1 protein-coding gene is annotated in these 1,349 nt (G+C 64.2%); it reads right to left on the bottom strand.

The window, feature by feature from the left end; genetic code table 11:
* Positions 1–106: 106 nt before the first annotated feature.
* Positions 107–1,349: hypothetical protein (locus EB084_25640; protein ID NDD31646.1), on the bottom strand; the 1,243-nt coding region annotated here is incomplete at its 5' end.

Raw genomic sequence — 1,349 nt, 5'->3', positions numbered from 1 at the left:
CCTTCGCCGTGCGGGCACTCCCCGACACGCCGATGGTCGGCACGTCGCTCTCAGACGCGCGCAACCGTGGCATCGCCGTACACATCACAGCGCAAACCCCGTAACGTCAGCGCTCGATTCGCCACACCTTCACCGTCTTGTCGAACGACACGCTGGCAGCGTATTCGCCGTCTCGTGAGACCGCCACCCCCGTCACCTCCCTGTCGTGCGACACGCAGTCAATCACCCTGCCCGACCGCAACGAGAGGACCTTGACCTTCTCGCCAATCCCTCCCGAGATGAGCAACGCGCCATCCGATGAGAACGCCAGCGCGTTCACGCACTGGGCGTGCACATTGATGACCCGCTTCACGCGCAGGTCTCGCGCTTGCACGAGCGCGATCTCGCCCATCAATCCCCCCACGGCGATGAGGCTGTCATCCGGTGAGACCGCTAGACACTTCACAAAGATACCGATTTCGGTGATATCCAGACACATCATTGAATCGGTGGCGCACAGACCCAGCGCGGTTCCGAGGCCCAGCACCCACCTGTCGCTGGCGTGAAACGCCGCCACCGCGGTGACGTAGCTGGACGACAACGTGGCGATATCGTGCACGTCATCGCCCACCGTCGACACCACCCTCAGCGCATCACTCCGCTCGCGAAGCACCGCGAGGCTGCGCCAGTTCCCGGAGAGCGCGAACCCCACCACCTCGTCCGGGCCCTCATCAATCACGCGATACCGAGGCGAATCCCCCAGCGACCACAGCCCCGCGTGCCCTGTGCTGGAGCCCTCGAACAGGTAGTCATCGGAGATGGCCGAGAACACGACGCACTGCACGCACCCATCATCGTTCAGACGCATCGAGACGTCGCCACTCGCGACATCGAACAGGGTCGTTCCCCCACCGTGCGCCACGGCCAGCACCTTTCCCGACTGGCTGAACGACACATCAAGGCCCGCCGTGGGCAGTGCCGCCTCCCAGGCAAGCGCCAACCTGGGGCGGCCCTTGCTTCTTACGCACTCTTCACCGCGTGTGAGACCGTCGTCACCGAACAGCGAAAGCTGCTCGGCCTGACGGCCTGCCTTGGCGTCACGCACCTTTCGCTGCAACACCCCCAGCGCCTTGCGCGCATTGCCCGCATGCCCCTGCGCCTGGCCGAAGCCCAGCGACGAAGCGCGCTCAAAATCGGCGATGGCCCTTCGATGCTGCTCCATCAGCGCCTCGCCGCGGGTACGTAGATCAGACACGCTCAACTCGTTTACGTCATCTGACACGAGATGAAACGCCCTTCGCATGAGGCAGTTTCCCAGCAGCACGCGAACATCGGCATTGGACACGATCGCGAACGCCTTCTCGAGCAGC

This window comes from Pseudomonadota bacterium (assembly GCA_010028905.1).
Classification (GTDB): domain Bacteria; phylum Vulcanimicrobiota; class Xenobia; order RGZZ01; family RGZZ01; genus RGZZ01.
The sequence above is the reverse complement of the archived record's forward strand: the minus strand, read 5'-3'. Positions and strand labels throughout refer to the sequence as shown.